Genomic DNA, 23,275 nt, shown 5'->3' with positions numbered 1-23,275 from the left:
TCGCACCGTTATAGTTCTTTCGTATGAAATCTCTCGCTGCTAGCCTTGACACCCTACGACGCACTCATTATCCCTAATAGCTGAAAACTTTTTAGGGAGCCGCATGCAGTATGACCTCATTAAGCTTTAGCCAAGCCCGTTTTCGCCTCGGCGATACTCGGACGCTTTTTTTACCTGAACTCACCCTTCATTCTGGCGAAAGCTGGGCGTTTGTGGGCGCAAACGGCAGTGGAAAATCAGCGCTGGCGCGAGCCCTTACGCAGGACTTACCACAGCTTAATGGCGAAGCAACGTCGTCATTTTCCCACCCTATCCGGCTCTCTTTCGAGCAGCTTCAAAAACTGCTCAGCGACGAATGGCAGCGTAATAACACCGACATGCTCAGCGAAGGCGAAGATGATACTGGTCGTACTACCGCCGAAATTATTCAGTCTGAAGTTAAAGATTCAAAACGCTGCCAACAATTAGCCGCACAGTTTGGCATTGAACCATTGCTAGACCGCCGCTTTAAATATCTTTCAACCGGTGAAACCCGCAAAGCTTTGCTGTGCCAAACGCTGATGAGTCAGCCTGATTTACTGGTGTTGGACGAGCCCTTTGATGGATTAGACGTTAACTCACGTGCGCAATTAGCACAGATATTACAAACGCTAAACGCACAGGGAGTAACAACAGTTTTAATACTCAACCGGTTTGATGATATCCCCGATTTTGTTGAGCACGTTGGCGTGCTGGCTGAATGCGAGCTCACCCTCGTCGGTAACCGCTTAGATGTCTTATCACAAACGTTAGTCGCGCAGTTAGCTCACAGCGAAAGCCTTGCAGATATGCAATTACCTGAAACCGAAGATCCTCGTCAACCAGATCGATTACCTCTCGATCAGCCGCGTATCATGCTTAAAAATGGCTGCGTTCACTATAACGATCGCCCCATTCTCAACCATCTTGATTGGCAGGTTGATCCTCAACAGCATTGGCAGATCGTCGGCCCCAACGGCGCAGGTAAATCTACGCTGCTCAGCCTGATCACCGGCGATCACCCACAGGGATATAGCAACGATCTCACGTTGTTTGGCCGTCGTCGCGGCAGCGGTGAAACCATTTGGGATATCAAAAAACACATTGGCTACGTGAGCAGCAACCTGCATCTGGAATATCGCGTTAGCATCAGCTTGCGTAACGTCATTTTGTCTGGCTTTTTAGATTCCATTGGTATTTATCAGGCCACGTCTGACAGGCAGGAAAAACTAACCGATCAGTGGCTAGAGATGCTGGGCATGCAGGCGCTGAGTCATCATCCTTTCCACGATCTCTCATGGGGTCAACAACGTTTGGCGCTGATCGCCCGTGCGTTAGTGAAACATCCCGCATTGCTGATTTTAGATGAGCCATTACAAGGACTTGATCCCATTAACCGCCAACTGGTTAAACACTGGATTGATATTCTGATGACCGATGGCAATAGCCAGCTGCTGTTTGTTTCTCATCACGCAGAAGATGCTCCCGAGTGCATAACCCACCGCCTGACGTTTGTCGCTGAAGGCGATACCTATCGCTACCAAACCGATCGTTTATAACGCCCTGCTCATCCGCTTTGCCTCTCTCTACAGGGCTTTACTTATCTTAAAGCCCGCTTCTCAGAGCAGTTAACTAATTTCTCTGTGTTATCATTCGAGCTTAAATATAAAACATAAGGGAATATCTATGTGGGGTGCTCTAGCCGCTTCCTTAGCCGTGCTTTCGTTTCAACGACAGCTATCCGCTTTTTTACTTCTTTCTGCTACAGCGCTGGCGTTCAGCCAAGGCATTCTTAATTTTAATGCTTTAGCCTTTATGGCCGTTGTCATTCTTGCTGGGCTAGCCCGCTATCGTTGGGAACATCAGCAAAAAGGCGGATTCAACAGCGAAATCTTATTGGTGTTAGCCGCAATCGTGCTGTTTCTGCACATGGTGCCCGGCTTCAATAATCCTAAAATTCTCGACAAAGTGATTGCCGGTCCACACAGCGCGCCATTTTCGATGTACTACAACTTCGACAAAGCGCTGGTTCCTTTTATTCTCTTACTTGCGCTGCCGACGTTATTCCGCACGCCGATCGCCGCCTCACGCCCAGTTTGGCAGTGGGTAGTGCTTGGCATTAGCGTTCCAGCTTTATTACTTATTGCCGTGGCGCTTGGCGGCTTGCGGATTGAACTTCACCAGCCCGCGTGGCTATGGCAATTTGCACTGGCTAATCTGTTCTTCGTCTCTTTGGCAGAAGAAGCGCTCTTTCGTGGCTATCTACAGCAACGTCTCAGCGGCTGGTTAGGCCATCTTCCCGCGCTGTTGATTACGGCGGTTATTTTCGGCTTAGCGCATTTTGCCGGCGGCTGGCTGATGGTGATTTTTGCCGGATTAGCGGGGGTGATTTATGGTCTGGCGTGGATGTGGAGCGGTCGGCTATGGGTAGCGACTCTTTTCCACTTTGCGCTGAACATCATTCACCTCTTGTTCTTTACCTATCCGATGTATCACGCATAATTATTAAATTAATCGGCCTCACGGGTCTTCGCCAGAAGGCCCTATTTTAATCACTCAAATTTTGCATTCTCCGCAGTGTAACCGCTACCACACATTCTCGATTTATCTGAACTTGCAGACAGCCTTGTCACGCCGCACAATAGACCTTTATCGGAATCTAAGCCATTTGCATTGTCGTGTAAACGATTCCATTTATTTAGCATAGATCACCTTTTTCACGGTTTTCTCATGCTACCTTTACTGTATTGAATGTTCCAAAGGAGCGAATCATGATTGTTTTAGTTACTGGTGGTAGCGGTTACATTGGCAGCCATACCTGCGTACAGTTAATCGCCGCTGGGCATACGCCGATCATCTTAGACAATCTTTGCAACAGCAAAGCCAGCGTTTTGGAACGCATCCACATCCTGACAGGCAACACGCCAACCCTTTATCAAGGCGACATTCGCGACCGCTTGTTGCTTGACCGTATCTTCGCTGAAAACCAGATTGACTCGGTGATCCACTTTGCAGGGCTAAAAGCCGTGGGTGAGTCAGTGCAAAAACCGCTGGAATACTACGATAACAACGTGAGCGGTACGCTAACTCTGCTGGAAGCAATGCGTGAAGCGAATGTCAAAAATATGATTTTTAGCTCTTCCGCCACCGTGTATGGCGATCAGCCCAAAATCCCTTACGTTGAAGATTTCCCTACCGGAAACCCATCAAGCCCTTATGGCCGCAGCAAATTAATGGTTGAACAGATCCTCGAAGATCTGCACCGAGCCGATCCTGAATGGAGCGTTAGCCTGCTGCGCTATTTCAACCCGGTTGGCGCTCATCCATCTGGATTAATGGGTGAAGATCCACAAGGCATTCCTAATAACCTGATGCCGTATATCGCTCAGGTTGCCGTTGGTCGTCGTGATTCTCTGGCTATTTTCGGCAATGACTATCCAACCGAAGATGGCACCGGTGTGCGTGATTACATCCATGTGGTCGATTTAGCCGACGGTCATTTGGCCGCACTCAACGTCATGACAAACAAACCTGGCGTGCATATTTACAACCTCGGCGCAGGCGTTGGTTATAGCGTGCTGCAAGTAGTAAACGCCTTCAGCAAAGCCTGCGGAAAACCGGTGAATTACCACTTTGCACCGCGCCGCGCAGGCGATCTTGCCGCGTACTGGGCTGATTCAACCCGCGCAGACCAAGACCTCAACTGGCGCGTCACTCGCACTCTGGACGATATGGCGCAAGACACCTGGCGCTGGCAGTCACAGAATCCGCAGGGCTATCCCGAATAAGTACCTGAATAATATTTAAAGGAGCACCGATAATGACCACGTTTAATCCGGTCGATCACCCTCATCGCCGTTATAACCCATTGACAGATCAGTGGGTGTTGGTCTCTCCGCACCGTGCCAAACGCCCGTGGCAGGGTGCACAGGAAACGCCGTCGAATCAAACGCTGCCACAGCATGATCCCGACTGTTTTCTGTGTGCGGGCAATACGCGTGTTACCGGTGATACAAATCCCGATTACACCGGCACCTATGTTTTTACTAACGATTTTGCAGCGCTGATGCCGGATACACCGGATGCGCCGCAAAACGACGATCCATTGATGCGCTGTGAAAGCGCGCGCGGCACCAGCCGCGTCATCTGTTTCTCACCCGATCACAGTAAGACGTTACCTGAACTTTCTATACCTGCCCTTGAAGAGATCGTTAAGACATGGCAAACGCAAAGTGCAGATCTTGGGAAGACCTATCCGTGGGTGCAGGTATTTGAAAATAAAGGCGCCGCAATGGGATGCTCTAACCCGCATCCGCACGGGCAGATTTGGGCTAACAGCTTCCTACCCAATGAAGCTGCGCGCGAAGATCGCCTACAGCAAGCCTATTTCGCACAGAATAAAACGCCGATGCTGCTGGACTATGCCAAACGCGAAATAGTCGACGGTAGCCGTACCGTGGTGGAAACCGAACATTGGATCGCCGTCGTTCCGTACTGGGCCGCATGGCCTTTTGAAACGCTGCTGTTGCCGAAAACACACATCTTGCGCATTACCGATCTCAACGCAGAGCAGCGTGCTGATTTAGCCATTGCATTGAAAAAACTCACCAGCCGCTACGATAACCTGTTCCAGTGCTCTTTCCCTTATTCCATGGGTTGGCACGGTGCGCCGTTCCATGAGGTTGACTGTGTACACTGGCAGTTGCACGCACATTTCTATCCACCACTGTTGCGCTCTGCAACCGTGCGTAAATTTATGGTCGGCTACGAAATGCTGGCCGAAACTCAGCGCGATTTAACGCCTGAGCAAGCCGCTGAACGTCTACGCGCAGTAAGTGACGTCCATTACCGTGAAGCCAACGCCAAATAAGGAAACGAAAATGAGTCTGCAACAACTTACTACCGTGACACAGGATATTTTTAATCGTTATTTTGGCTATGCTCCGGCAATGACGGTACAAGCTCCCGGCCGCGTTAATTTGATTGGCGAGCATACGGATTACAACGATGGCTTTGTGTTGCCCTGCGCTATCGATTATCAAACCGTGATTAGCTGCGCTAAGCGAGACGATCGCATAGTGCGCGTAATCGCGGCCGACTACGATAATCAACAAGATGAATTCTCTCTTGATGCCGCATTTGAGTCCCATCCCACCATGATGTGGAGCAACTATGTCCGCGGCGTGCTGAAATATTTGCAAATCCGTAATCCTAATTTCGGCGGCGCAGACTTAGTTATCAGCGGCAACGTACCACAAGGTGCAGGGCTGAGCTCGTCAGCATCGCTTGAGGTTGCCGTCGGTCAAGCCTTCCAAGCATTGTACGATCTGCCTTTAGATGGCGTTCAGTTGGCGCTAAACGGTCAAGAAGCGGAAAACAAGTTTGTTGGCTGCAACTGCGGCATCATGGATCAGCTGATTTCCGCGCTGGGCGAAGAAAAACACGCGCTGCTGATTGACTGCCGCTCACTGGCGACGCGCTCAGTTCCCATGCCAAAAGACGTCGCGATCGTGATTATCAATTCCAACGTCAAGCGTGGATTGGTCGATAGCGAATACAACACCCGCCGTCAGCAATGCGAAGCCGCTGCGCAGTATTTCAACGTAAAAGCCCTGCGTGATGTCACGCTGGCAGAATTCGAAGCTAAACAGGCTGGGCTGGAAGCACTGACCGCGCGCCGTGCTCGTCACGTCATCACTGAAAACGACCGAACCGAAGCGGCTGCCAAAGCGCTTGCCGCAGGCGATCTCAAACTGATGGGCACATTGATGGCGGAATCCCATGCCTCAATGCGCGATGATTTTGAAATTACCGTTAAACCTATTGATACGCTGGTTGAAATTGTGAAAGAGGTCATCGGAGAGCGCGGCGGTGTTCGCATGACGGGTGGCGGCTTTGGCGGCTGTATCGTCGCCCTGATGCCATTAGACTTGGTTGAGGAAGTTCGCGCTACCGTTGAACGCGAATATCCGGCGCAAACCGGCCTGAAAGAAACCTTCTATGTCTGCTATCCATCACAAGGAGCCAGCGTATGCTAAATTTCGCTGATACCTCCCGAGCTCCAGATGGCGAGCCGTTTCAGTTCACCACGCTAACCAACGCCGCTGGCAGCATTGCCACATTCATGGATTGGGGCGCAACATGGCTTTCATGCCAGTTCGCACTGAACGACGGCAGTTTGCGTGAGGTTTTGCTCGGCTGCCAAACGCCCGAGCAATTCACCGAACAGGGTGCTTTTTTGGGTGCCACAGTAGGTCGTTACGCCAACCGTATCGCTAAAGCACAGTATGTCTACCAAGGTGAAACCGTCGTTTTACATCCGAGCCAAGGCGAAAATCAGCTTCACGGCGGGCCAGAAGGATTCGACAAACGCCGTTGGAAACGTATTTCACACGATACCCAGCATGTGACCTATCAGTTGAACTCTGCCGATGGCGATCAGGGTTTCCCCGGAAACCTCATTGCGCAAGTGACTTACCGCCTCACGGAAGATAACCGCGTTGAAATTAGCTGGCAGGCAAAAGTTGATAAAACCTGCCCGGTGAATTTAACCAACCATGCCTACTTCAACTTAGACGGCGATGGTTGCACGACCGATGCGTTGGCGCAGAATCTGCAGCTCTTTGCCGATAAATATCTTCCGGTAGAAAGTGACGGGATCCCATGTGGCGATCTTACTCATGTCAGCGGCTCAGGCATGGATTTCCGCAAAGCAAAAACCTTGCAGCAGGACTTGTTAAAAGATCGCTGCCAGCAGCGCGTGAAAGGCTACGATCACGCCTATCTGCTGCACAGCACCTGCCATCATGCACAACACCCCGCGGCGATCCTCACCGCTGCTGATGCTAAACTGGAGATGCAGGTTTTTACCGATGCCCCAGCACTCCAGCTTTACAGCGGTAACTTTCTAGCCGGAACGCCCGACCGTCGCGGAGCGCAATATGCGGCTTATGCTGGCGTAGCGTTAGAAAGTGAGTTTTTACCTGACACCCCAAATCATCCTGAATGGCCACAGCCGGATTGCTTTATTAAACCCGGTGAGGTTTATCAAGCCGCAACGACGTATTGGTTTGTGGTGAAGGGATAGATTTGATTTATGAGATTTCAGGTACTGCCACGTTGTATGCAGCTAGAGTGAAGGCGTCCAAGTCAGGTTGTTAGGGGCGGCGATTGGCCCCTAACACGGACGCCTGCACAGTGAAAATGTAGAGCTCAACGTCCTAGGCGTATCTAATCTTGCACCTCAGTCAAATAAAATTGACACGAACTTGTATCATTTCAGTAACCAAAAAGTTAAATCAACTCCCTGATTACCCGAAATATCTTCTCCTGACAGTTCTTTACCCATCATTCCTTGTGAGCGCACAATGCGAAACGCTACACTGAAAGCCGTTTCATTTAGGGTGACTGTCAATTTCCATGTTTATGAGCAGCAAGCTACAGCAACGAATGCATAATCTACGCGTGAAAAACGTGTGGGCGATTGTATTGGTTGCTTGTTGGACGCTGCTTAACGCACAGCTCGCCATCGCTGGACATCAATGCAACATGAACGTTGATGGCCCTGCGCCAATGGTGCAGCACATCACGCATATGCAAGGCGCGCCCGACGTTGTGGCGCATCACATGCAAGTGTCGGAAACCATGTGTGAAAAGCACTGCTCTCCTGACAGCATGAAACAAGACAATGGTGAAGCCCAGCTAACGCTGCACGCGATCCCAGTGAGTTCTGAACTTGCTGCTATTGATATAGCCGCTGTGGAACTACCTTGCGATACGGAATGGCGCCAGCCCCCTTCTATCGGCCCTCCAGCCGAAATACGCTTTTGCCGCTTTAGAGAGTAACTCCTGACGTAAAACCTTTATTCGATTTTGCTGCGTGGCTTCGCCTATGCGCAGCGGGTTTTCGTTATTTTTACAGGAGTTAATTTTATGTCTTACATCCAAAACATCCGTACCCTATTCGCTACCGCCGCTGTTCTTTCTGCCTTTGCTTTCGCTACGCCAACTATGGCCAACAGCGATCACGACATGAGCGCGATGCATAACATGAGCGACATGCCGCATCATGAATCAACGGCAACGTCTTACCGCGCTACCGGCGTGGTAAAAAGCTGGAACCAAGCAAGCGGCGTCTCATTAACGCACTCCCCGATCCCTGAACTGCATTGGCCTGCCATGACCATGACCTTTGCGCTGCCCTCTTCTTCTGTCATCAAGCCACTGGCGGTGGGCAGCAAGGTGAATTTCAGCTTTATCCAAACCGAATCCGGTTATCAATTAACTGAAATCACCCCAGCTCAGTAACGGAGAAACATCATGCAAAACCGAAAGCAGCGCCGCATTGCGGCGTGGCTGGCGGCGATGTTTTTCCTGCCTGCCGCCTCACAGGCGGCAAGCCTGAGTTTGGATGAAGCCCTGAACGCTGCACAGAAATATTCTGCGGCGCTCTCGGCGAACCAGCATCAGGTTAATGCACTGGAAAACATGGCTGACTCTGCCACGCAACTTCCCGATCCAAAATTAAAATTTGGCATCGAAAACGTCCCCGTCGGCGGGGACAACGGTCGTCGTCTCACGCGTGAAGGGATGACCATGCAGCGTATAGGGATCATGCAGGACTACGTCAGCAGCGAAAAACGCGAACGTAAAGCAGACACCTTACGCGCTGAAGCCGCAAAAACGGCGGCCAATTCGCTCGCGATCCGCGCTCAGCTCCAGCGTGACACCGCGCAAGCGTGGCTCGATCTGGCCTTGGCGCAACGCAGCGAAGAGCAGGCGAAAAAATTGGTGAGTGAAGGCCAGCGTCAGGTTCCTTTGCAAAATACCAGCGTGGCCAACGGCAGCGCGCCGAGCAGCGCGATTGATGCAAGACTCACGCTCGCCGCCATGCAGGACCTCGTCACCGATGCCAACCGCGATGTTCAGGTTGCTCAGGCGCGTCTGATGCAGTTGACCGGCGAAAACGATGTGCGAACCGCGGGCTCGCTGCCGCGTTATCAGCGCTTACCCGCCGAGCGCGATGTTTTAATTCAGGCTATCGATGAGCATCCTGAAGTCCTACAGGCCAAGCGTGAATCAGATGTTGCGCATGCTCGTTCCGAGCAAACCGCACTGGCTGCAATCCCGGACGTCGGCGTTGAGGTCTATTACGCCAAGCGCGGGGACGACTACGAAGATATGGCGGGCGTGATGTTTACCGTCGACCTCCCGCTGTTTAAATCTAAACGTCAGGATAAAGACTACGCCGCCGAAGTTTCCCGCAGCATGGAAGCAAACGACCAGCTTACATTACTCCAGCGCGATCACCGTGCTCAGTTAGATACGTTAATCGCTCAGTATCAGGCCGCCCAAAGCCGCTGGCAGCGCCAGCAGCAGGAAATCGTGCCGCTACAGCAACAAAAAATCCGTCTGCTAGAAGCACAGTATCGTGCAGGCAGCAGCTCCTTAGCCGAGGTAATGAGTGGTCGCCGCTCCCTGTTAGAAAGCGAGTTGGCATCCGTCGCGGCTGAACGTGAAATGGCCAAAATTTGGGCCTCGATCCGCTATCTCATCCCGCAGGAGTTTGCCCAATGAATAACAAATTTACCCTTAGCGCCATTGTCATTGCCTTACTTGCTGTGGGCTGGGGCGGATACAAATTAGGTTCACAATCCCAACAAACCCATGGTGCAGTCCCCACCAAACAGACCGCCGAAGCGGGACGCAAAGTGCTGTACTGGTACGATCCGATGGTGCCCGGCCAGCGATTTGATAAACCGGGTAAATCTCCGTTTATGGACATGGAGCTTGTACCACGCTATGCCAGCGAATCAGGACAGGAATCGGATACCGGCGTCAGCATTAGCGCTCGCCAGCAGCAAAATCTCGGCATTAAAACGGCACCCGCCGAGCGTCATACGTTTAGCAGCAACCTGAAAGCCTATGGCACCGTCGCCGTTAACGAACGCACGCTAAGCACGCTCTCTGCGCCCAGCGCGGGCGTTATCGAACAGCTGAAGGTGAGAGCGCTACAGCAAAGCGTTAAAGCCGGTGAAACGCTGGCCGTTATCTGGAACCCTAGCTGGAGCAGCGCTCAGCAGGAGTATCTGGCTATCCGCGCCGTGGGCGATTCGGCGCTAACGCAGGCGGCCCGTCAACGCTTAGCACTACAGTTTATGCCCGAGAGCGTTATCCAAGCCGTAGAACGTAGCGGCAAAGTGCAGCCGCGAATGACCATCACCGCACCGCGCAGTGGCTACGTATCTAAACTGGAAGTGCGTGAGGGACAGCAGGTTGCCACCGCTCAGCCGCTATTTGAACTGGCAAGCCTCGATCCGGTTTGGGTGGTTATTGACTATCCGCAGTCGCAGGCCGAGAGGATCCGTTTGGGCGATCGCGTTACCGCCACCAGCAGCGCATGGCCTAGCGTCAGTTTTGATGGGCGCGTGAGCGAGCTTTTACCCGAGCTCGATGCCACCACCCGCAACCTGAAAGCCCGCATTGAGCTCAGCAATCCCCACCAGCAACTCAAACCGGGGATGTATTTAAACGTTGCTAGCGCCAGCAATCACCAACGCAGCGCCTTGGCAATTCCGCAATCCGCATTAATTACCACCGGTGAAAACAGCCATGTGCTGCTCAGCGATGGCAATGGGCATTTCACTCCGGTGGCGGTGCGTACCGGCGAGGCCCAAGGCGATTGGATTGAGATCTTAGACGGTCTTAAAGAAGGCCAGCCGGTCGTAACATCCGGTCAATTTATGCTGGATTCAGAAGCCAGCCTGCGTAACGCGCTGCCGCAGTTTAGCGAGGCGAAAACGTCTACTGAAGCTCAAACCAAGCAAGAACCGGAGGAGACCCAATACTCCACCACGGGCGTGATTAAAGCGATGACTGGCGAGAGCTTAACGATCAGCCACGAAGCTATTCCGGCTTTGAAATGGGGGCCCATGACTATGGATTTCACCCTGCCAGGCGGCAAGCTCCCCGAAGGTATTCAAGCGGGATCGCATGTCAGTTTTAGCTTCAGCATGGATGACAGCGGGATTGTCATCCGCCACATCATGCCCGCAGACATGAACATGGACATGCCGGGAGGTCGGCCATGATTGCCGCCGTTATTCGCTGGTCGCTCAAAAACCGTCTGTTGGTATTGCTGGCGGCTATCGGTTTAGCCGTCTGGGGGCTGTGGGCAGTACAAAAAGCGCCTTTGGACGCACTGCCCGATCTCTCTGATACACAGGTGATTATCCGTGTCAGCTATCCTGGTAAAGCTCCGAAGGTGGTCGAAAATTTAGTGACCTATCCACTCACTACCACCATGCTTTCGGTGCCTGGTGCAAAAACCGTGCGCGGTTTTTCGATGTTTGGTGACTCCTATGTATATGTGCTTTTTGACGACGGCACCGACCCATACTGGGCACGCTCGCGCGTTCTCGAATATCTCAGCCAAGTACAGTCAACGCTGCCGCCTGAGGCTAAAGCCTCTCTCGGCCCCGATGCCACCGGCGTTGGCTGGGTATATGAATATGCGCTCACGGATACCACCGGAAAGTACAGTTTGGCCGATCTTCGCGCATTACAAGATTGGACGCTGAAGTATGAATTAAAAACGGTGCCGAACGTATCAGAAGTTGCCAGCGTGGGCGGCATGGTGCGTCAATATCAGGTCGTTTTGCAGCCAGAAAAAATGCGTGCGCTTAACATCACGCATGAGCAAATAACGGCGGCCATTAAGGCGGCAAATCAGGAGGGCGGGGGCTCGGTTTTAGAACTTGGCGAAGCAGAGTATATGGTTCGCACCTCCGGTTATCTGCAATCCTTGGATGATTTCCGCAACGTAGTTATCGCCAGCCGTAATGGCGTTCCCGTGATGCTCTCGGATGTGGCAACGCTGCGTTTAGGGCCTGAGATGCGCCGCGGCGTTGCCGAGCTTAACGGTGAAGGCGAAGTCGCTGGCGGTATCATCGTGATGCGTTCGGGGAAAAATGCCTTAGAGACCATCAACGCGGTAAAAGACAAACTGAACCAGTTGCAAAAAAGTCTACCGCCGGGCGTGCAGATCGTCACCACTTACGATCGTTCTCAGCTCATTGAACGCGCCATCGAAACCCTTTCACATAAGCTGCTGGAAGAGTTCGTGGTAGTCGCCGTTATCTGCGCTCTTTTCCTGTTCCATTTTCGTTCGGCGCTGGTGGCAATTATCAGCCTGCCGCTGGGAATACTCGGCGCATTTGTGATCATGCATTATCAGGGTGTCAACGCCAATATTATGTCACTTGGCGGGATCGCGATCGCCATTGGGGCGATGGTGGATGCGGCGATCGTGATGATCGAAAACATGCATAAAGTACTGGAACAGTGGCGACACGATCATGAAAACCGCACGCCAAACAATGCAGAATATTGGAAGATCGCCGAGAAAGCCGCAGTCGAAGTGGGTCCTGCGCTATTTTGTAGCTTATTAATTATTACGCTGTCCTTTATTCCCGTGTTTGCACTTGAGGCGCAGGAAGGGAAAATGTTCTCCCCGCTGGCGTTCACGAAAACCTATGCCATGGCGGTTTCTGCCGGTTTAGGGATTACGCTCGTCCCCGTGCTGATGGGCTATTTTATTCGTGGAAAAATACCGGATGAAAATGCCAACCCAATAAACCGCTGGCTGATTAAAGCCTATCACCCGTTATTAGATTGGGTGTTGGCACGCCCAAAAACTACGTTGGTGATTGCCGCTGCGCTGCTGCTGGCAACGGCGTATCCTTTAAGCCGCTTAGGCAGCGAGTTTATGCCGTCGCTGGACGAAGGCGATTTATTGTATATGCCTTCCGCATTGCCCGGTATTTCAGCACGCGAAGCCAGCCGACTGTTACAGCTCACCGACCGCCTGATCAAAACCGTGCCTGAAGTTGACACCGTATTTGGCAAAGCAGGCCGAGCGGATACAGCAACCGATCCCGCCCCGCTCACCATGTTGGAAACCACCATTCGCTTCAAACCTCGTGACCAATGGCGCGCGGGGATGACGATGGACAAACTGATTGCCGAACTGGATGCTCGCGTACAGGTTCCCGGCATCGCCAATATCTGGGTACCGCCGATCCGTAATCGTTTAGATATGCTGTCTACGGGGATCAAAAGCCCGGTGGGCATCAAGGTCAACGGCAACAACTTGCAGCAGATCGGCGAAGTGGCTGAGCAGATCGAACGTGTGGTGCAAAAAGTACCCGGCGTCACGTCGGCTTTGGCCGAGCGCATGACCGGTGGGCGCTACATCGATATTGATATTAACCGCACCGCAGCCGCTCGCTATGGCGTCACGGTAAAAGAGCTTCAGTCTCTGGTTTCAAGCGTTGTCGGCGGTGAAAATATTGGTGAAACCATTGAAGGTCGCGAACGTTTTCCTATCAATATTCGCTATCCACGAGAAGTGCGCGATTCAGTCGAAAAACTACGCGCGCTGCCGGTGGTCACGGCGAGCGGCGCTCAGGTTACGCTGGGAGATTTAGCTGAAGTGAGGATCAGCGAAGGTCCACCGATGTTAAAAAGCGAGAATGCGCGCTTATCAGATTGGGTATACGTTGATCTGCGCGGGCGCGATCTGAAATCAGCGGTGGAAGATATGCAAAAAGCCGTGGCTGAACAGGTAAAACTACCGGAAGGTATTTCTTTAAGTTGGTCAGGACAGTTTGAGTATATGGAACGCGCTAGCGCCAAATTGCAGATGGTTTTACCGTTAACGCTAATGATCATCTTCGTGCTGCTCTATATCACCTTCGGCAAAATTCGTGATGCTTTACTGATTATGGGTACCCTGCCCTTTGCCTTAATCGGCGGCGTTTGGCTGCTTTACTTATTGGGCTATAACCTTTCGGTCGCCGGAGCCGTGGGCTTTATCGCACTGGCGGGGGTGTCGGCAGAGTTTGGCGTCATTATGCTGCTGTACCTCAACCACGCAGTAGCCAAACATCAGCAAGGCAATCAGCCGCTCACCCGTCAGCAAATGCTGGCAGCGTTGCACGAAGGCGCGGTGCTGCGCGTTCGACCAAAAGTGATGACGGTAGCCACCATTATGGCGGGCTTATTACCGATTATGTGGGGAGGCGGAACGGGGTCAGAAGTTATGCAGCGCATTGCGGCGCCAATGATTGGCGGGATGGTCAGCGCCCCACTGCTATCGATGCTAGTCATCCCTGCGGTGTATTTGTTGCTTCATCCGGTTAAAGCGGATCCCAAGCAACCACATTAAAATTAACGCTTGAAGTCAAAACACAGCCTATCCCGGCTGTGTTTTTTTTGTTTATTCTTCTGAGATTTATCCGTTTCTCTCTGTTTTAAAGCGCTTTTTATAAAAGTCTCATTCCATTTCTGCTATTTGCCATCTACGCTTATTACGTAAATGAATGGATCAGTAAAAATTCATCTAAAGAGCGACATTTCGGCAAATAAGGAAACATTTATGTTCATGCGCAAGATTCTCCCTTTAATGGCGGGTTTACTGCTGGCTGGCAGTGCTTTAGCGGCAGAACCGGCATCTACAGATGCTAAAGCAGTAAAGGCCCCTTCGGCGAAGCAGCTTGCTCAACAAAAGAAAATGACCGACTGTAGCCAGCAGGCAAGCAGCCAGTCATTGAGCGGTGATGCTCGTAAAACCTTTATGAGCACCTGTTTAAAAGCGGAAACGAATCCAACCGCCACCACGCTAACGCCACAGCAGCAGAAAATGAAAACCTGTAACGCAGAAGCCAAAGGCAAAACCTTTAAAGAAGGCGAGCGTAAAACCTTCATGAGCGACTGCTTGAAGAAAAAATAATTCTGCACTCTGACTCGCGTCTTTCACGTTATGGGAAGACGCGAGCCTGTTTTCCCATAAACCTATATACATAACGTATAGCATCTCGCACGAATCCCCCCACTGAACACATACACATACGCGCAGAAATTAGCTATGTTTAGACTCAGCTATTGCTGTTTGCTGCACGATGGCAATATAATGATAATAGTTATCATTTAATAAATTACGCTAAGGAGTTTACCCATGGCTGTGACTAAATTAGTTTTGGTGCGACACGGTGAAAGCGAGTGGAACAAAGAAAACCGCTTCACTGGCTGGACGGATGTTGAGCTTTCTGACAAAGGACGTTCCGAGGCAAAATCGGCGGGTAAGCTTTTAAAAGAACAAGGTTTTTCTTTTGATTTCGCCTACACATCGGTACTGAAACGTGCGATCCATACATTGTGGAATGTGCTGGATGAGCTGGAACAACAATGGCTGCCGGTCGAAAAATCATGGAAGCTGAACGAACGTCATTACGGTGCGTTGCAAGGGCTGAACAAGGCTGAAACAGCACAAAAATATGGCGACGATCAGGTCAAACTATGGCGTCGTGGTTTTGCCGTTACACCTCCTGAGTTAACTAAAGAAGATGAGCGTTATCCTGGTCATGACCCTCGCTACGCCAAACTCAGCGAACAGGAACTGCCGGTGACCGAAAGCTTAGCCACCACTATTGACCGTGTTATCCCTTATTGGACCGATGTGATTAAGCCACGCATTGCAAGCGGTGAGCGCGTCATTATTGCAGCGCACGGTAATTCTCTGCGTGCATTGGTTAAATATTTAGATAATCTATGCGAAGATGAAATTCTTGAGCTGAATATTCCAACCGGCGTACCGTTAGTTTATGAGTTTGATGAAAATCTTAAGCCTTTAAAACGTTACTATCTTGGCGATGCAGATGAAATTGCCGCCAAAGCCGCTGCGGTGGCCAACCAAGGCAAAGCGAAATAATTGCCTTTGTATTTTTTATTAATAAGCGCCTTCGGGCGCTTTTTTCTTACAACTAGCAAGCCGTGAATAATTGCGAAAATTCACACAATCAATAAACTCAAAAAATACATAATTAAATATTCTATGTTTACGAGTTCACACACTTCATTACAACACTAATTAATAAATAGTTTACAGTTATTCAGATTAAGTCTTTTTCTCACTTTATGGAATTACATTGATGAACAAATTTTCTAAATTAACTCTTGCGGCTTCAGCGCTTGTTTTTTCCGGTCTCGCACTAGCATCCAGCAATACTAACGCAAACACTCAACCTGAGGCTCAGCAAGATCCAATGATCCAGCATCTGCATTTAAATTCATCTCAGGTGGATAAAATCAAAGCCCTGCGTGCTGAAACAGATAAAAAAATGGCCTCTATTGATACTAAAGACATTCAGAATGGCCTGCTTATCAATATAATCGATTCAGGCAAATGGGATGAAACTGCCGTTAAGAAGCAAATTGCAGCTTTCGGTAAAGCACAAGAGCAGGCTCGCTACTATCGTATGCAGTATTTCTTTAATTTGAGCAAAATCTTAACACCAGAACAAAAAGCACAGGTTAAAAACGATTTAGCACAAGAAATGGAACAGCAGCAGTAAAAATTAGTATCGGATTTTCTCTAGTAAAAAGCCCACTCCATGAAGTGGGCTTTTTTATAAAAACGAAATTAACCGCGACGCGCTTTCACAGCTCGAGCTAATTGGCGCAGTACCGTTTCAGTATCATCCCAACCAATACAGGCATCGGTTACGCTTTTGCCGTAAACCAAAGGCTCTGCGCCTTCTAGATTTTGGTTACCTTCTTCGAGATGACTCTCGATCATCACGCCCATAATAGCTTTATCACCGGCTTCGAGCTGGTGACAAACGTCAGTGCAGACTTCCAGCTGTTTTTTGAATTGTTTACTGCTGTTTGCATGGCTGAAATCAATCATCACCTGCTCGGACAAACCGGCTTTCTTCAGCCCCGCTTTCACTTCCTGCACGTGTGCAGCGCTGTAGTTCGGCTCTTTGCCACCGCGTAAAATAATATGGCAATCGCCGTTACCGCTGGTGTTCACAATCGCAGAATGGCCCCATTTGGTGACCGACAAGAAGCAATGCGCAGCGCTTGCCGCATTGATTGCATCAATAGCCACTTTGATAGTGCCGTCGGTGCCATTTTTAAATCCAACAGGACAAGACAGGCCTGAAGCCAATTCGCGGTGCACCTGTGATTCCGTAGTACGCGCGCCGATAGCGCCCCAGCTCATCAGATCCGCCAAATACTGTGGCGTGATCATATCCAGGAACTCACCCGCCGTTGGCATACCGATATCATTAATATCCAGCAGTAATTTACGCGCAATACGCAAACCGTCGTTGATCTGATAACTGCTATCCATATGCGGATCGTTGATTAATCCCTTCCAGCCCACGGTGGTGCGTGGTTTTTCAAAATACACACGCATCACAATCTCAAGTTCACCGTCGAGTTCTTGGCGCAGCTTAAGCAGGCGCTGCGCGTATTCTTTGGCGGCTTCAATGTCGTGAATCGAGCATGGACCGATAATCACCAGCAGGCGATCGTCTTTGCCTTTGAGGATTTGATGAATTGCACCACGGGCCTGCGACACCGTCTCTGCTGCAAACGCCGTTGCCGGAAACTTCTCTAACAGGGCAACAGGTGGCAGGAGTTCCTTAATTTCTTTAATGCGTAAATCGTCGTTCTGGTAATTCATAACTATTCCGTTGGTGTCGAAGGGGATTAATAGGCGAATCTCCAATCTAGCCGTTTTACGCGGCAATTGTAAACGGGCATTGTTCAACAATTTCTTGATTTAACTCCACCGCAGCCTAGCAACCACGCTCATATCTTCATCATGGGCCATCGTTGACGATGATTTTAAACACATTAATCAGCGTAGGTGGATATTGAACAGCCGGACTAAAACGACTCCCAGCAACAAAATTTCTGCCTAACATAAAAACCTTTGCCGCATAAAATAGTTTCATTGTGTTACAAGTAATCTGTCGTGCAAAAGATTTATAGCACACTCATTCATTATTATTATTTTTAATAAAATTCTTAATATATAATTCAGCTACGGTTTCAGGTTGGATGCTTGCTTAGTTTTCCATGCCGCATTTATAATCAGATACAAACATCATAGAGAAATACAGTGCAATGGACAGCAAGACATTAGATAAAATAACTCAATCGTTTATATGCTTTAGCATTTTTATACTTTGGTATTTTATTTCTTATATTTCACTATTTCTTAGTAACTATAAAGCTCTCTATCAAAGTGGATATCTTATTCCATTTATGAGCTTTGCACTTTGGCTGCCATTTTCTTACATTGTCGTAAAAAAATACTCTATTCACTACAAAGACATCAAAAAAGGCAGCGTCGACATTAAAAGCACCGCGCTTTTTATCTTATTTATCTTCATATTGAGATTCGTATCGGTATTTTATGACAAACCAGAGGTTTGGGTTGAATCAATTACCTCTTACTCAAACTTATCTTTTTTCCTATTTTCTATTTGCGTTTGTTTGTTCTCACCTATTTATGAAGAGATTATATTTCGTGGTTTTCTTCTAAATGCATTTCTTTTGTGGGGACCTAAAGCAAAAATCTGTGGGATCGTATTGACATCTATATTATTTAGCCTTGTGCATACTCAATACAACTCCCCCACAACCTTCATCGAACTATTCACTTTTTCCGTCATATTATGTTATGCCAGAATTTACAAAAATGGATTACTATTCCCTATATTACTGCATTGTATTTTCAATTCATTTGCAACCCTATTGATCATATTAAGCAGATAGATGGAAAATATTTTTGACGCTCCTTTAGGTAAAAAACATCCGAGCATGTTCCGTATCAGTCGTCCTGTGCTTAAACTATAGTTAAAATCTGAAGTGCATTAAGGACAAAAGATGCCAGATCATCAACATTCTCACTCCCCCCAAAGCAGCGACAGTAAGCGCTTGATACTGGCTCTGGCTGTCACCGCCATCTTCATGGTAGTTGAAGTTATCGGCGGGCTTATTTCAGGCTCATTAGCCTTACTCGCCGATGCTGGGCACATGCTAACAGACACTGCGGCCTTGTTTGTTGCAGTTATCGCCGTACGCTTTGCAGCTCGCTCACCAACCCTGAAACACTCATTTGGATTTCTGCGTTTTACCACGCTTGCGGCATTCGTTAACGCCGCCGCGTTGGTGGTGATTGTTTTCATCATCGTATGGGAAGCGGTTAAACGCTTTATGTCACCCGAGCCCGTGATGGGCGGAACAATGCTAGCCATCGCCATCGCGGGTTTGCTGGCGAATATTCTCTCATTTTGGCTACTTCATCACGGTTCTGAAGAGAAAAACATCAACGTTCGTGCTGCCGCGCTGCACGTTATGGGCGATCTTTTAGGCTCTGTTGGCGCTATTGTGGCGGCGCTGGTCATCATGTGGACGGGATGGACGCCCATTGACCCTATTCTTTCCGTCGTGGTCTCGTGTTTGGTTCTACACAGCGCATGGAATTTGCTGAAAGAAAGCACTAACGAGCTTTTAGAAGGTACGCCAGAAGATGTCGATGTACCGCAGCTACAGCGAGCGCTGTGCAATGCATTTCCCGAGGTGCGTAATGTACATCATGTGCACATTTGGCAAATTGGCGAACAGCGCTTAATGACGCTGCACGTACGAGTGATTCCGCCTCACGATCATGACGGGCTCTTAGACCAGATTCAGCATTATCTTGCAGAACATTACCAGATTGAGCACGCAACCATTCAAATGGAATATAACGGCTGTGAGGAGCATGACTGTGATCTTATGACTCATGTGAAAATGCCTTCAGGACATACCCATTCACATAGCCATTCGCATACCACCGGGCACACGCACGAACACACAGACTAAGTAAGCGATCACAAACATCGTTGAAAGAAGCAAAATGAAAAAAGGGAACCTCGCCATATCGCTTCGAGGTTCCCTTTTTTATCGTTATATCATCCCTATCAGGCCACGCTCATCGTTGGCTGCTGGGTGGGACTCAATGCACGCATGGCTTTTAACGCCTCTTCAGCGCGAGTCAGCACTTGCTTACATTGTTCTGCCGTAATGGTCAGCGGCGGTTCTATACGAATAGACTTGGAGTTATTCAACGTCCCTGCAACCAACACATTGCGCTGGAACATCTCACGAGAAAACGCATAGCCTACTTCGCTTTTGATAAACTCAATCGCCTGCATGAGTCCCTGTCCACGCACTTCCATCATAAACTCAGGATACTGCGTGGCTAAACGACGGAACCCATCCATTAACTGCTGACCACGCTCGGTTGCTTTCGCGGGGAGATCTTCAGTTAACAACACGTTGAAGGTCGCCAGCGCTGCGGCACAGGACAATGGATTGCCACCGAAAGTGGTGGTGTGTAGGAACGGGTTATCAAACAAGACAGAGAAGACTTTTTCGTTCGCCACCGTTGCACCAATTGGCATCACGCCGCCGCCAAGGGCTTTTGCGAGACACAAAATATCAGGAGTGACATTTTCATGCTCACAGGCAAACATCTTGCCAGTGCGGCCCATGCCGGTTTGCACTTCGTCGAAGATCAGCAATGCGCCATATTCGTCACAAAGCGCTCTTACCGCCGGTAAATAACCTTTCGGTGGCAAGATAACCCCGCCTTCACCTTGAATAGGCTCTAGCAGAACAGCCGCTACATCATCACCGGTCTTCTTGCACTCACGCAGTTGGGTACGTAGCGCTTCAATATCCCCAAAAGGAACATGATGGAAACCGGGTAACAAAGGCATAAACGGACGGCGGAAAATAGACTTCGCGGTTGCGGACAGCGCGCCTAACGACTTACCGTGGAACGCACCGGTCGCAGCGACAAAAGTATATTTACCATGTGGCGATTGATACGCTTTAGCAAGCTTCAGCGCGGCCTCAACGGATTCTGTTCCGCTATTGCAGAAGAACGTATATTTGAGATCGCCCGGCGTAATCGCCGCCAAGGTTTTCGCCAACATAGAACGTAGTGGATCAAGGAGTTCTTGGCTGTGCAGCGGCTGCTTCGCCAGCTGACTTTCTACGGCGGATATGACTTTTGGATTACGGTGCCCTACATTAAAAATACCGAATCCACCCAAGCAATCGATATACTCGTTCCCCTGAGTGTCGACAAGCGTGTTTAGACCGCTCGCTTGCCATTCTACGGCTCCGTAATCCCCGCCTGCCGTGACTGATTTCCGATATTCCAAGAAACCAGGATTAACGTACTCCCTGAAATTGCTCAGGACTTCTTTATTTAAAGCCACCATTTCATCATGCGTTAGCGACTTTTTTTCAATCCAGTTCAATGCCTGCTGAGTACACTCTAGCGGGTTAAGTACCACGTTTGTTCGAGACAAAATGTGCTCCTGAATTCGTCGACATCACATGACGTCAGTTTAAATATTGCACAAATTGCACCAAACGCAGCCCGCTAACGCATTTCGAAAGAAAATAGTTATTTAATAGAACCAACAGGATTAACGCTGTTTAAGAAAATGAATACTGGCAGAAAAAATCGACACGCTAAATAGTCTAACGGCATGAAATTGCCAATCGGAGTGTGTGCTCACCATCACAGTGCAAGCATGAACTATAGCAGTGCATTTTGGGTTTCGCTCTTTTTGGAAAGCATGTAAATAAAAATTCATAAAAAAGCCTGAGACACAGTGCTCAGGCCATAGTTAATACTCACATTTTGCAACTGTCGTTTAGGTACAACGTCGCCTAGGCATTACCTTTCACTTTGAGCTTAAGATCGCTGGCAAACTGTAACATGCGATCCAAAGGCATCAGAGCGCGCTCACGCAACGCGGCATCAACATTGATTTCATGCATGCTCCCGCCCTGTTCTAACCCCGTAGCAATCGCCTGAAGGCCATTCATCGCCATCCATGGGCAGTGGGCACACGTCCGACAGGTTGCGCCTTCACCTGCAGTTGGCGCTTCTAACAAAATTTTATCTGGGCACGCCTGCTGCATTTTGTAAAAAATTCCGCGGTCCGTCGCCACTATCATCTGTGGGTTAGGCAGCCGCTGAGCAGCTTGAATCAGTTGGCTGGTCGAACCGACTGCATCAGCCATGTCGACGATACTCTGAGGTGATTCAGGGTGAACCAGAATGGCAGCATCAGGATAAAGCAGCTTCATTTGCTCTAATGCTTGGGTTTTAAACTCATCATGAACAATGCAAGCCCCCTGCCAACACAGAACATCCGCGCCGGTTTGGCGTTGAACATAGCGTCCTAAATGGCGATCGGGAGCCCAGATAATTTTTTCGCCCAAGCTATCCAGATGTTCGATCAGCTCTACCGCAATACTGGACGTGACAACCCAATCGGCCCTCGCTTTCACTGCCGCTGACGTATTGGCATAAACCACCACGGTTCGATCAGGGTGCGCATCGCAGAATGCACTAAACTCATCGACTGGGCAGCCAAGATCGAGCGAGCATTCCGCCTGAAGCGTAGGCATTAATACCTGCTTTTCAGGGCTGAGGATCTTTGCAGTCTCCCCCATAAAGCGAACACCGGCGACAAGCAAAGTTGTAGCAGGATGATCACGACCAAAGCGCGCCATCTCTAACGAATCGGATACACAGCCACCGGTCTCTTCTGCCAGCGCCTGTATTTCAGGGTCAGTGTAATAATGTGCGACTAGAACCGCATTACGTTGCTTAAGCAGCGTTTTGATTTTCTCGCGGTAGAAGCGTTTTTCATCTGGAACCAGCGGTGTTGGCTTGGGTGGAAAAGGGTATACCGCAGCATTTGGGTCAAACATCGCGCTATAGCTCATCTTGGAGGATTGATTGTTTGGCGAGTATACAACAAATGATTAACACAGGTGAGTGCTAATTAAGCTTTTTGTTTTGTATACTAAACATAGTTAGTCGAGATAGGCCAAATTGAAGCTAAAAATAATAAGTTAGTGTGAGATTGTTTAGTATTGGTGAGAAATGGCACTAAAGTGATATTCGGTCGGGATTACTCGGCTACGCCTCGCCCTTCGGGTCGTCGCAGGCGACGCTCAAAACACTAACGTGTTTTGTCGAACCTGAACGCAGGTTTTACTCGTATCATCCTGATACTCGCCCTTCGGGCCAACGCAAGCGTTGTTCAAAATTGTTCCCGACAATTTTGTCACCCACACGACAAGTGCATTCTATGTGTATTTAGGTTGTTTGAAACGATGAGGGTACTAAAAGAAATGGTGGGTCGTGCGGGATTCGAACCTGCGACCAATTGATTAAAAGTCAACTGCTCTACCAACTGAGCTAACGACCCNCTTGTAAAAGTCGGTAGGTGTAACTCTCTTACGAATGGTGGGTCGTGCGGGATTCGAACCTGCGACCAATTGATTAAAAGTCAACTGCTCTACCAACTGAGCTAACGAC

Annotated in this window: 19 protein-coding genes and 1 tRNA gene; 16 read left to right on the top strand and 4 right to left on the bottom strand. The window is 49.5% G+C overall.

Features of this window, described 5'->3' with window-relative positions:
- Nucleotides 1-110: 110 nt before the first annotated feature.
- The 14 genes from modF (at nt 111) to BN1044_RS06715 (ending at nt 16,430) form a co-directional block, all read left to right on the top strand.
- A complete protein-coding gene (gene modF / locus BN1044_RS06780; protein WP_072308060.1) occupies nt 111-1,577 on the top strand; it encodes a molybdate ABC transporter ATP-binding protein ModF in 1,467 nt (488 codons plus the stop codon).
- 127 nt (nt 1,578-1,704) lie between these two features.
- The gene (locus BN1044_RS06775) at nt 1,705-2,520 is read left to right on the top strand and encodes a CPBP family intramembrane glutamic endopeptidase (RefSeq protein ID WP_072308059.1); all 816 of its coding nucleotides are present in this window, start codon (nt 1,705-1,707) and stop codon (nt 2,518-2,520) included.
- Between the two features lie 269 nt (nt 2,521-2,789).
- On the top strand, nt 2,790-3,806 hold the full coding sequence (gene galE, locus BN1044_RS06770; RefSeq protein ID WP_072308058.1) for a UDP-glucose 4-epimerase GalE: 1,017 nt from the start codon (nt 2,790-2,792) through the stop codon (nt 3,804-3,806).
- A 32-nt stretch (nt 3,807-3,838) separates the two neighbouring features.
- Nucleotides 3,839-4,888, top strand: a complete 1,050-nt coding sequence (gene galT / locus BN1044_RS06765) for a galactose-1-phosphate uridylyltransferase (RefSeq protein WP_072308057.1) — start codon at nt 3,839-3,841, stop codon at nt 4,886-4,888.
- 10 nt (nt 4,889-4,898) lie between these two features.
- Nucleotides 4,899-6,056 carry a galactokinase gene (gene galK / locus BN1044_RS06760; RefSeq protein WP_072308056.1) on the top strand — a complete coding sequence of 386 codons (1,158 nt, stop codon included), beginning with the start codon at nt 4,899-4,901 and terminating at the stop codon, nt 6,054-6,056.
- A complete protein-coding gene (gene galM / locus BN1044_RS06755) occupies nt 6,050-7,105 on the top strand; it encodes a galactose-1-epimerase (RefSeq protein ID WP_072308055.1) in 1,056 nt (351 codons plus the stop codon). The genes galK and galM overlap by 7 nt, the downstream gene beginning before the upstream one ends.
- 332 nt (nt 7,106-7,437) lie before the next feature.
- Nucleotides 7,438-7,863, top strand: a complete 426-nt coding sequence (locus BN1044_RS06750) for a hypothetical protein (RefSeq protein WP_072308054.1) — start codon at nt 7,438-7,440, stop codon at nt 7,861-7,863.
- Nucleotides 7,864-7,950: 87 nt separating this feature from the next.
- Nucleotides 7,951-8,325, top strand: a complete 375-nt coding sequence (locus BN1044_RS06745; protein WP_072308053.1) for a copper-binding protein — start codon at nt 7,951-7,953, stop codon at nt 8,323-8,325.
- A 12-nt stretch (nt 8,326-8,337) separates the two neighbouring features.
- Nucleotides 8,338-9,594, top strand: a complete 1,257-nt coding sequence (locus BN1044_RS06740) for a TolC family protein (protein WP_072308052.1) — start codon at nt 8,338-8,340, stop codon at nt 9,592-9,594.
- Nucleotides 9,591-11,108: an efflux RND transporter periplasmic adaptor subunit gene (locus tag BN1044_RS06735; RefSeq protein ID WP_072308051.1), complete on the top strand. Its 1,518-nt coding sequence runs from the start codon at nt 9,591-9,593 to the stop codon at nt 11,106-11,108. Before BN1044_RS06740 ends, BN1044_RS06735 begins: the two co-directional genes overlap by 4 nt.
- Nucleotides 11,105-14,245 carry an efflux RND transporter permease subunit gene (locus tag BN1044_RS06730; RefSeq protein WP_072308050.1) on the top strand — a complete coding sequence of 1,047 codons (3,141 nt, stop codon included), beginning with the start codon at nt 11,105-11,107 and terminating at the stop codon, nt 14,243-14,245. The genes BN1044_RS06735 and BN1044_RS06730 overlap by 4 nt, the downstream gene beginning before the upstream one ends.
- Before the next feature lie 210 nt (nt 14,246-14,455).
- Nucleotides 14,456-14,809: a PsiF family protein gene (locus BN1044_RS06725; protein ID WP_072308049.1), complete on the top strand. Its 354-nt coding sequence runs from the start codon at nt 14,456-14,458 to the stop codon at nt 14,807-14,809.
- A 225-nt stretch (nt 14,810-15,034) separates the two neighbouring features.
- On the top strand, nt 15,035-15,787 hold the full coding sequence (gpmA, locus tag BN1044_RS06720) for a 2,3-diphosphoglycerate-dependent phosphoglycerate mutase (protein ID WP_072308048.1): 753 nt from the start codon (nt 15,035-15,037) through the stop codon (nt 15,785-15,787).
- 220 nt (nt 15,788-16,007) lie between these two features.
- Nucleotides 16,008-16,430: a Spy/CpxP family protein refolding chaperone gene (locus BN1044_RS06715; RefSeq protein ID WP_072308047.1), complete on the top strand. Its 423-nt coding sequence runs from the start codon at nt 16,008-16,010 to the stop codon at nt 16,428-16,430.
- 68 nt (nt 16,431-16,498) lie between these two features.
- Here the strand turns inward: BN1044_RS06715 and aroG are convergent, their stop codons facing one another.
- Complete coding sequence (gene aroG / locus BN1044_RS06710; protein WP_072308046.1) at nt 16,499-17,551, bottom strand: 3-deoxy-7-phosphoheptulonate synthase AroG; 1,053 nt, start codon at nt 17,549-17,551, stop codon at nt 16,499-16,501.
- Nucleotides 17,552-17,997: 446 nt separating this feature from the next.
- On the opposite strand from aroG, the gene BN1044_RS06705 reads away from it, so the two are divergent.
- Both BN1044_RS06705 and zitB read left to right on the top strand, forming a co-directional pair.
- Complete coding sequence (locus tag BN1044_RS06705) at nt 17,998-18,651, top strand: CPBP family intramembrane glutamic endopeptidase (RefSeq protein ID WP_072308045.1); 654 nt, start codon at nt 17,998-18,000, stop codon at nt 18,649-18,651.
- 111 nt (nt 18,652-18,762) lie between these two features.
- Nucleotides 18,763-19,743 (top strand): CDF family zinc transporter ZitB, encoded by a 981-nt coding sequence (zitB, locus tag BN1044_RS06700; RefSeq protein WP_072308044.1) that lies wholly within the window; start codon nt 18,763-18,765, stop codon nt 19,741-19,743.
- A 98-nt stretch (nt 19,744-19,841) separates the two neighbouring features.
- On the opposite strand, the gene ygjG is transcribed toward zitB, so the two are convergent.
- The 3 genes from ygjG to BN1044_RS06685 all read right to left on the bottom strand — a co-directional run bounded on the left by ygjG (nt 19,842) and on the right by BN1044_RS06685 (nt 23,165).
- On the bottom strand, nt 19,842-21,242 hold the full coding sequence (ygjG, locus tag BN1044_RS06695) for a putrescine aminotransferase (protein WP_040045733.1): 1,401 nt from the start codon (nt 21,240-21,242) through the stop codon (nt 19,842-19,844).
- Nucleotides 21,243-21,609: 367 nt separating this feature from the next.
- Entirely contained in the window at nt 21,610-22,677 is a 1,068-nt protein-coding gene (nadA, locus tag BN1044_RS06690) for a quinolinate synthase NadA (protein WP_038502059.1), read from the bottom strand.
- 412 nt (nt 22,678-23,089) lie between these two features.
- Nucleotides 23,090-23,165 (bottom strand) — tRNA-Lys (locus BN1044_RS06685).
- Nucleotides 23,166-23,275: the final 110 nt, after the last annotated feature.

It is taken from the genome of Hafnia alvei (genome assembly GCF_900095695.1).
In the GTDB taxonomy this organism is placed as follows: Bacteria; Pseudomonadota; Gammaproteobacteria; order Enterobacterales; family Enterobacteriaceae; genus Hafnia; species Hafnia alvei_B.
Note: the sequence above shows the minus strand (reverse complement) of the source record. Positions and strands in the feature narration are given on the sequence as shown.

Coding starts and splice junctions, on each gene's coding strand:
- modF (WP_072308060.1), top strand. CDS start 111: ATGACCTCATTAAGCTTTAGCCAAGCCCGTTTTCGCCTCGGCGATACT.
- BN1044_RS06775 (WP_072308059.1), top strand. CDS start 1,705: ATGTGGGGTGCTCTAGCCGCTTCCTTAGCCGTGCTTTCGTTTCAACGA.
- galE (WP_072308058.1), top strand. CDS start 2,790: ATGATTGTTTTAGTTACTGGTGGTAGCGGTTACATTGGCAGCCATACC.
- galT (WP_072308057.1), top strand. CDS start 3,839: ATGACCACGTTTAATCCGGTCGATCACCCTCATCGCCGTTATAACCCA.
- galK (WP_072308056.1), top strand. CDS start 4,899: ATGAGTCTGCAACAACTTACTACCGTGACACAGGATATTTTTAATCGT.
- galM (WP_072308055.1), top strand. CDS start 6,050: ATGCTAAATTTCGCTGATACCTCCCGAGCTCCAGATGGCGAGCCGTTT.
- BN1044_RS06750 (WP_072308054.1), top strand. CDS start 7,438: ATGTTTATGAGCAGCAAGCTACAGCAACGAATGCATAATCTACGCGTG.
- BN1044_RS06745 (WP_072308053.1), top strand. CDS start 7,951: ATGTCTTACATCCAAAACATCCGTACCCTATTCGCTACCGCCGCTGTT.
- BN1044_RS06740 (WP_072308052.1), top strand. CDS start 8,338: ATGCAAAACCGAAAGCAGCGCCGCATTGCGGCGTGGCTGGCGGCGATG.
- BN1044_RS06735 (WP_072308051.1), top strand. CDS start 9,591: ATGAATAACAAATTTACCCTTAGCGCCATTGTCATTGCCTTACTTGCT.
- BN1044_RS06730 (WP_072308050.1), top strand. CDS start 11,105: ATGATTGCCGCCGTTATTCGCTGGTCGCTCAAAAACCGTCTGTTGGTA.
- BN1044_RS06725 (WP_072308049.1), top strand. CDS start 14,456: ATGTTCATGCGCAAGATTCTCCCTTTAATGGCGGGTTTACTGCTGGCT.
- gpmA (WP_072308048.1), top strand. CDS start 15,035: ATGGCTGTGACTAAATTAGTTTTGGTGCGACACGGTGAAAGCGAGTGG.
- BN1044_RS06715 (WP_072308047.1), top strand. CDS start 16,008: ATGAACAAATTTTCTAAATTAACTCTTGCGGCTTCAGCGCTTGTTTTT.
- aroG (WP_072308046.1), bottom strand. CDS start 17,551: ATGAATTACCAGAACGACGATTTACGCATTAAAGAAATTAAGGAACTC.
- BN1044_RS06705 (WP_072308045.1), top strand. CDS start 17,998: ATGGACAGCAAGACATTAGATAAAATAACTCAATCGTTTATATGCTTT.
- zitB (WP_072308044.1), top strand. CDS start 18,763: ATGCCAGATCATCAACATTCTCACTCCCCCCAAAGCAGCGACAGTAAG.
- nadA (WP_038502059.1), bottom strand. CDS start 22,677: ATGAGCTATAGCGCGATGTTTGACCCAAATGCTGCGGTATACCCTTTT.